This window comes from Sulfitobacter sp. HI0129 (genome assembly GCF_001635395.1).
Lineage (GTDB): Bacteria > Pseudomonadota > Alphaproteobacteria > Rhodobacterales > Rhodobacteraceae > Sulfitobacter.
In genome coordinates, this window is sequence record NZ_LWGH01000293.1 from 1 (window position 1) to 6530 (window position 6530).

Below are 6530 nucleotides of genomic sequence, written 5' to 3' on the forward strand. Positions count from 1 at the left end.
AAACATGCCCATAGAGAACCTTCCGCTCGCTCAAACCCTTGGCCCGGGCGGTCATGACATAGTGCTTCTTGATCTCGTCGAGGAAGCTGTTTTTCGTCAGCAGGGTGAGCGTGGCAAATGCGGAGATCGTGGAGGCGAGCACCGGAAGCGTGATGTGCCAGAAATAATCGGCCACTTTTCCCAAGGGGCTCAACTGATCGAAATTGTCAGACGTCAGCCCGCGCAGGGGGAAAATCTGCCAGTACGATCCGCCTGCGAACAACACCAGCAATAGGATCGCGAAAAGAAACCCGGGGATTGCATAGGCCGCGATGATCGCGCCGGAAGTCCATGTGTCAAAGCTGGTACCGTCCCGAACCGCCTTAGCGATGCCAAGGGGGATCGATACGATATAGGCGATCAGCGTGGACCAGAGGCCAAGCGTAATGGAAACCGGCAGCTTTTCCTTGATCAGGTCTATCACGCCGATAGAGCGGAAATAGCTCTCTCCGAAGTCGAAGCGCATGTAGTTCCACATCATCGAAAGAAACCGTTCGACGGGCGGTTTGTCGAATCCAAATTCCTTTTCCAACTCCGCGATGAATTCGGGCGGCAATCCGCGGGCGCCGACGTAGTTTTCATTCGCGGTCGTATCGGTCGTGCCAGCATCGTTGCCGGATCCTGCGAACCCTTCGAAGACATCACCGCCGCCCTGGATACGGGCGATGGCCTGTTCCACCGGGCCGCCCGGCACGAATTGCACCAGCGCGAAGTTGATCAACATGATGCCGAGCAACGTTGGAATGATCAGCAATAGCCGTCGAAGGATATAGGCGCCCATGGGGGAGAGTTACCTCAGCGCGCCCGCGGCCCGCAACTCGGCTGCCCTGTCCGCGTCATACCACCAGAAATCCAGATAACCGAGCCCGTAGGGGGGCTGCGATTCTGGATGATCGTACTGGTCATAATAAGCCACCCAATAGCTATCCTTGTACCATGCGGGGATCATGAAGAATTCATACCGCAGCGCACGGTCCAACGCCTTCAGGGTCGCCTCCTCCTCCTCGGCGGATTCCGCGTTCAGCGAGGCTTCGATGATGGCGTCGACCAGCGGACTCGCCAGACCGGCGGGGTTGAACAGCGAATATTCCGCCGCTTCCGAGCCGTATCGCTGCGCCAGTCCCGTGCCGGTGCCAAGGAAGGCCGCATAGCCATCGAACACCATGTCATAGTCACGATCGCGTTCGCGGAGCGTGTACTGCGAGGCGTCGACCTTTTCGAGCACCGCATCCACACCCATGGCCTGCAGGTTTGAGATGTAGTTCTCCACCACCGCGCTCAGCGTGGCGGAGCCTGCCGAATTGAGCAGGAATTTCAGACGCAGCGGCTCACCGTCGGCATTGCGGCGCATGCCGTCGGGCCCGACGGACCAGCCCGCTTCATCCAGCAGTTTCATGGCGCGCCGCGTGTTGCCGCGGTCCAGCAGGCGGGACGCGTCGGAGACATGCGGCATGACGGCTTTGTCAGTCAGCAATTCCGGGGGCACAATGTCACCGAGCGACTGCAGGAAAGCCAGTTCGTCGCCTTCGGGCGCCCCGGTCGCCATCAGCGGCGTGTCCTGTGAAAAAGAAGCACGCGGTTTGAAAAGCCCGTATTGCAGGGATTCGTTCGTCCACTCGAAGTTGAAACCCAGCGCCAGCGCTTGGCGCACGCGCTTGTCCTGCAAAACCTCACGACCGAGGTTGAAGACAATCCCCGACGGCGTCGGCGGGGACCCGTCAGGGATCTCCTCCTTCACCACGTAGCCCTGCTGGACCTTGGGGAAATCATAGGCACTGGCCCATTGCTTGGAATTGCCTTCCTCCCGGAAGGTGTATTCCCCGGCCTTGAACGCCTCGAACGCGGAATTCTCGTCACCGAAATATTCGATGCGGATCCTGTCGAAGTTGTTGCGGCCCACGTTGAAAGGCAGGTCCTTGCCCCAATAATCGGGATTGCGCTTGTAGACGATGCGGCGGTTCACATCGATCGACTCTACCATGTAGGGCCCGGATCCGGGGGAAATCTCCAACCGGGATTCATCCAGCCGCGCGCCTGTTTCCTCGTACCACTTCTTCGACCACGCGGGAACGCCACCCACCTGATCGATCAGGCTGCGGCGCGAAATGCCCGGCGTGAAGTAGAATTTGATCGTGTAATCGTCGATCACCTCTACCTTGGGAATGCGCTTGCGCACCGCGTCGGCGTAGGATTTCAGCCCCTGATCCAGCAAGAGGTTATGCGAAAAGGCAATGTCATGCGCGGTGACGGGATCACCGGTAGAGAACTTTGCGTCCTTGCGCATGTGGAAGATCACCCAATCCTTGCTTTCGGGATACTCAAGGCTTTCGCACAGAAGGCAGTAGCCTTCGCCGTAGACATCCGCCGGGGCAAGCTCATTGCCCGTCCCTTCGCCCAGCAGGCTTTCGTACATGATCGTACTCAGCGCACCGCCCCGGCCCTTGCGGCTGTAGGGGTTCATCGAATCGAACGTGCCGAGCGCAGACAGCGAAATTTCACCACCCTTGGGGGCATCCGGGTTCACATAGTCGAAATGCTCGTAATCCGCCGGATACTTCAGGTCGCCATAGAAGGAATAGCCATGACTGCGGATCATGTTCTCTTCCTGCGCGAAAAGCGGCGCCGCCAGCACCAGCGCGGACAACAGGGCCAGCAGGAAGGTGAGCGGAGCGAAAGTGCGCGCGTAGCCGGGCAGGCAGGCGACGCGGGTGACGGCTTTGGGCATCTGGCTGGTCCTCATGTCAAAGGTCGATCAGTGCGGTTGAAACATCACGTAGGCTAACGGCGGGGCGAACCAAGTTACAAGTTGCGAATATGTTATCTGACGCCGCAAACGCAAAAGGCCGCCCCAATCGGGCGGCCCCTGAAGTCGGAAACGGCTGAAGATCAGCCCCCGAGGCTTTCCAGATAGGCGATCACGTCCGCCCGATCCTCCGGCTTGCGCAAACCGCCAAAGCCCATGGTGGTCCCGGGCGCATAGCCGCGCGGATCTTCGAGGAACCCGTTCAGCGCCTCGTAGTCCCAGGCACCTTCGAGGCTCTGGAGAGCGCCGGAATAGTTGAACCCGGCGACAGAGGCGATGTCACGCCCGACCACGCCATAAAGATAGGGGCCAACCGCGTTCTCACCATCCACGACCTTGTGGCAGGCGCTGCACTTGCGGAAGACGCCTTCGCCCTTGCCGGGATCGGCGTTCGCCATCAGTGCCGCGAAATCGACTTCGGCACCGCCTTCGTCGCCGCCCGCGTCGGCCACTTCGATGACATAGGACGCTTCGCCATGCGCTTCGGCATGGTAGAGTTCTTCACCCGCCCATTTGCCCAGCAGCAGGATCAGCCACGCGCCGAAGAGGCCGGCGGCGATTTTTGTCAATGTCATCGTATCGAACATGCGTCTGGGTCCATCACTCTAATTCGGGTCATCTGCTTGGCGGGTATCTATTGCTTTCCCTTCACGCAGGCAAGATGTACTTACCGCGACCAAACGACCTAACGCAATGATCCGGCATCACAACCGGCGAGGGGCGCAGATGACACAGACCAATCCGCCGCGGATCGCCTTTCAGGGGGCACTGGGTGCCTACAGCCACGAAGCCTGCATGAAAGCGCGGCCCGGCATGGTCCCCGTGCCCTGCACGACCTTCGAAGGCGTCATCCGCGCGGTAAAGGAAAACCGCGCCGATCTCGCCATGCTTCCGGTGGAAAACACCACCTATGGCCGGGTCGCCGATATTCATCGCCTCCTGCCCGAAAGCGGCCTGCATATCATCGGCGAAGCCTTCGTCAGGGTACGCATCGCGCTGATGGCCCTGCCGGGGGCGACACTGCCTGACATCCGCCACGTGCGCGCGCACATGGTTCTGCTTCCTCAGGCGCGCAGCTTCCTGCAACAGAACGGTATAACTTCCGAAGCGGCCGCCGACAGCGCCGGCGCGGCGGAAGAACTAGCCCAGTCGGGCGACCGCACGCAGGGCGTTCTGGCCAGCGAGGTCGCGGCCGAGATCTACGGGCTTCAGGTGCTGGCCCGGGATATCGAGGATCTCGAACATAACACCACGCGCTTCCTGCTCATGGCGCCCGAACTGGACGGTACGCGCCGGGGCGAAAACATGCTGACGACCTTCGTCTTCGAAGTGCGCAACATCCCCGCCGCGCTCTACAAGGCCATGGGGGGATTTGCGACCAATGGTGTCAACATGACCAAGCTGGAGAGCTACATGGTGGGCGGTTCGTTCACCGCCACACAGTTCTATGCCGATATCGAAGGGCATCCGGATGACCCGGCGGTTCAGCGCGCATTGGAAGAGTTGAACTACTTCACCAATATGCTGGAGATTCTGGGCGTTTACCCCAGCGATCCGGGCCGCGCTCAGGTCTGAGCGCACGCATTGCCCCCGCGCAGGCTAGGCGCGGCTCGCGGTGTCCCGGCGATAGCGTTCTTCCATGCCATTGGCATATTCAGCGACCCGCAGCTTGTACTTGGCGGTCAGCGAGGATTTGGCCAGCTTCATCGACTGGATCATCAGACGCGAAGACAGGTTCAGCGGCTTGACCTCAAGCGTGACCATCACCCGCGTCCGTTTGCGTGACAGGGGGACCAGCTCAAAGCTCATCTCGCCAAGCAGGCCGGAGGACCGGCTTTCGAATACCATCTCGGTCGGCCGGTCGAAGGTGACCATCTCGATCTCCACCTCGCGCTTTTTCCCGCGCATCTCGAAGACGGCCTGCCACTTCATCCCCACGGCGGGCTTGGTAAACTGGTCCAGCCTCTGCACCTCTGCACCGCGCCGCATGGCCGCGCGCTCGAAGCTTTCGAAATCGCACAACATGTCGAAAACGGCATCGATCGGTGCTTCGATATCTTCTTTGGTAGAGAATTTCATGAACTGCCCAGTCGTTTTTTGATTGGCGTCATTCTTGCTTCAATCGAGTGTATCCGCAAGCCAGTTCTCCAGGAGGAAATGGGCAATGGCACCCTTCCTTGCGGGAAGGATCCTTTCGTGTTCGCCGGCGAATATCTGCATCATTTCTTCCCGGCTGACCCAAAGTGCATCTTCGATCTCAATCGGATCAATGGTGATGCCGCTCGAGATCGCGCGGCCCTCACAACCGAACATGAGCGAGGCCGGAAAGGGCCACGGCTGGCTCGAAAGATAGCTGACCTCGCCCACCTGCACGCCCGCTTCCTCAAAGACCTCACGGCGCACGGCGGCTTCCAGCGTCTCTCCCGGCTCGACGAAGCCTGCCAGCAGCGAATACATCCCCTGCGGCCAACCGGGGGAACGGCCCATCAGCACCGAGTTGCCGTGCGTGATCAGCATGATCACCACCGGGTCGGTGCGCGGAAAATGGGAGGCCCTGCAGGCGGGGCAGACACGCTGCCACCCGGCCTGCGCGACATGGGTGCCCGCGCCGCAGCGGGCACAGCAGGGATGGGTCCGATGCCATTCGAGGATCGCCTTGCCCGTCGCGGCGAGTTCCGCATCCCGGGGTGAAAGCCATGTCATCGTGCGCCGCAGCTCTGCAAAAGCGAGCGGTTCTTCCAGCAGGGGGTGGCGCTGTTCGGACGCGTCGAGAAAGCCGCCCAGCGCATCAAGGTCCGCATCGTCCGGCACCCAGCCGGAGACGTCCACCGCGAAACGCGGAGCGCCCTCTTCCCTGCCCAGCAGGATCGGATCGGCCCCGTGCGCGGAAATGACCGGATGATCCATCGGTATACGGGCAAGCGTGGCCGGGCGTTCCCGCCGGATCAACGGCTTGCCGCGCCAGAACAGGATTGCGGCGGCCCCGGCATGGCGCAGCGCCTGCGCTACTGCTTCCGCATCGTTCCGGATGTCTCCGGCCCGGTCCAGTCCCGATCCGCCGAACGTCACATGTTCCGCATTCTTCATCCTGTCGCCTCACGATTGCACCTGAACTGCACGGTTGCCTGCCTATCGCGCCAAAAGCAATGGCACCGGGCTTGCGTCCTCGCGAGAGGTCCAGCATAACGAAACAATTAAAGGTTGTTTATTTTATTTCCCACTTTCGCTGAACGAGAATACATGCCGCCCGTTTCCACGGACCCCGAACCTGTTTCCGAAATCACGATCCGCGTGCTGGCCACCACGGATCTGCATATGCATCTGCTTGGATCAAATGATCCGGGAAAACCACCGGCACCCACCGGCGGCCTTGCCGGTATCGCATCACTGATCGAAACCGCCCGCGCGGAAGCCGAAGCCTCAGGCGTCCCATGCCTGCTGTTCGACAACGGGGATACGCTGCAAGGCACGCCGCTGGCCGAAACGCTGGCCGAAGCACCCGTCACCCCGGATCATGCATTGGTGCAAAGCTTCAACGCGTTGAAATTCGATGCCTGCGGCTTGGGCAATCACGATCTTGACTTCGGCCTCCCCTATCTTTTCGATGTGGCCCGCCATCTGTCCATGCCGCTAATCGCCAGCAATCTGGAGGTGGACGGACCATCGCCCCTTGTAAACAGGCATATGC

General features: G+C 60.7%; 6 protein-coding genes and 1 pseudogene. 2 read left to right on the forward strand and 5 right to left on the reverse strand.

All coding sequences use genetic code 11. The annotated features are described in order from the left end of the window. The 3 genes from A3764_RS06475 to A3764_RS06485 all read right to left on the reverse strand — a co-directional run. The coding region (locus tag A3764_RS06475; RefSeq protein ID WP_067951350.1) for an ABC transporter permease subunit at positions 1–820 on the reverse strand (820 nt) is incomplete at its 3' end. Positions 821–829: 9 nt separating this feature from the next. Further along, complete coding sequence (locus A3764_RS06480) at positions 830–2764, reverse strand: extracellular solute-binding protein (RefSeq protein WP_067927050.1); 1935 nt, start codon at positions 2762–2764, stop codon at positions 830–832. 161 nt (positions 2765–2925) lie between these two features. Further along, on the reverse strand, positions 2926–3429 hold the full coding sequence (locus A3764_RS06485; RefSeq protein ID WP_067927053.1) for a c-type cytochrome: 504 nt from the start codon (positions 3427–3429) through the stop codon (positions 2926–2928). A 139-nt stretch (positions 3430–3568) separates the two neighbouring features. Between A3764_RS06485 and A3764_RS06490 the strand changes: the two genes are divergently transcribed. After that, positions 3569–4417, forward strand: a complete 849-nt coding sequence (locus tag A3764_RS06490) for a prephenate dehydratase (protein ID WP_067927121.1) — start codon at positions 3569–3571, stop codon at positions 4415–4417. 24 nt (positions 4418–4441) lie between these two features. On the opposite strand, the gene A3764_RS06495 is transcribed toward A3764_RS06490, so the two are convergent. Continuing rightward, positions 4442–4921 carry an SRPBCC family protein gene (locus tag A3764_RS06495; RefSeq protein WP_067927056.1) on the reverse strand — a complete coding sequence of 160 codons (480 nt, stop codon included), beginning with the start codon at positions 4919–4921 and terminating at the stop codon, positions 4442–4444. A gap of 39 nt (positions 4922–4960) precedes the next feature. Further along, positions 4961–5929, reverse strand: coding sequence for an NAD(+) diphosphatase (gene nudC / locus A3764_RS06500; RefSeq protein ID WP_067927059.1), 969 nt, complete (start codon positions 5927–5929; stop codon positions 4961–4963). Between the two features lie 153 nt (positions 5930–6082). Here nudC and A3764_RS06505 point away from each other — a divergent pair. After that, positions 6083–6530 (forward strand): annotated as a pseudogene (locus A3764_RS06505) (bifunctional metallophosphatase/5'-nucleotidase); the annotation flags it as partial.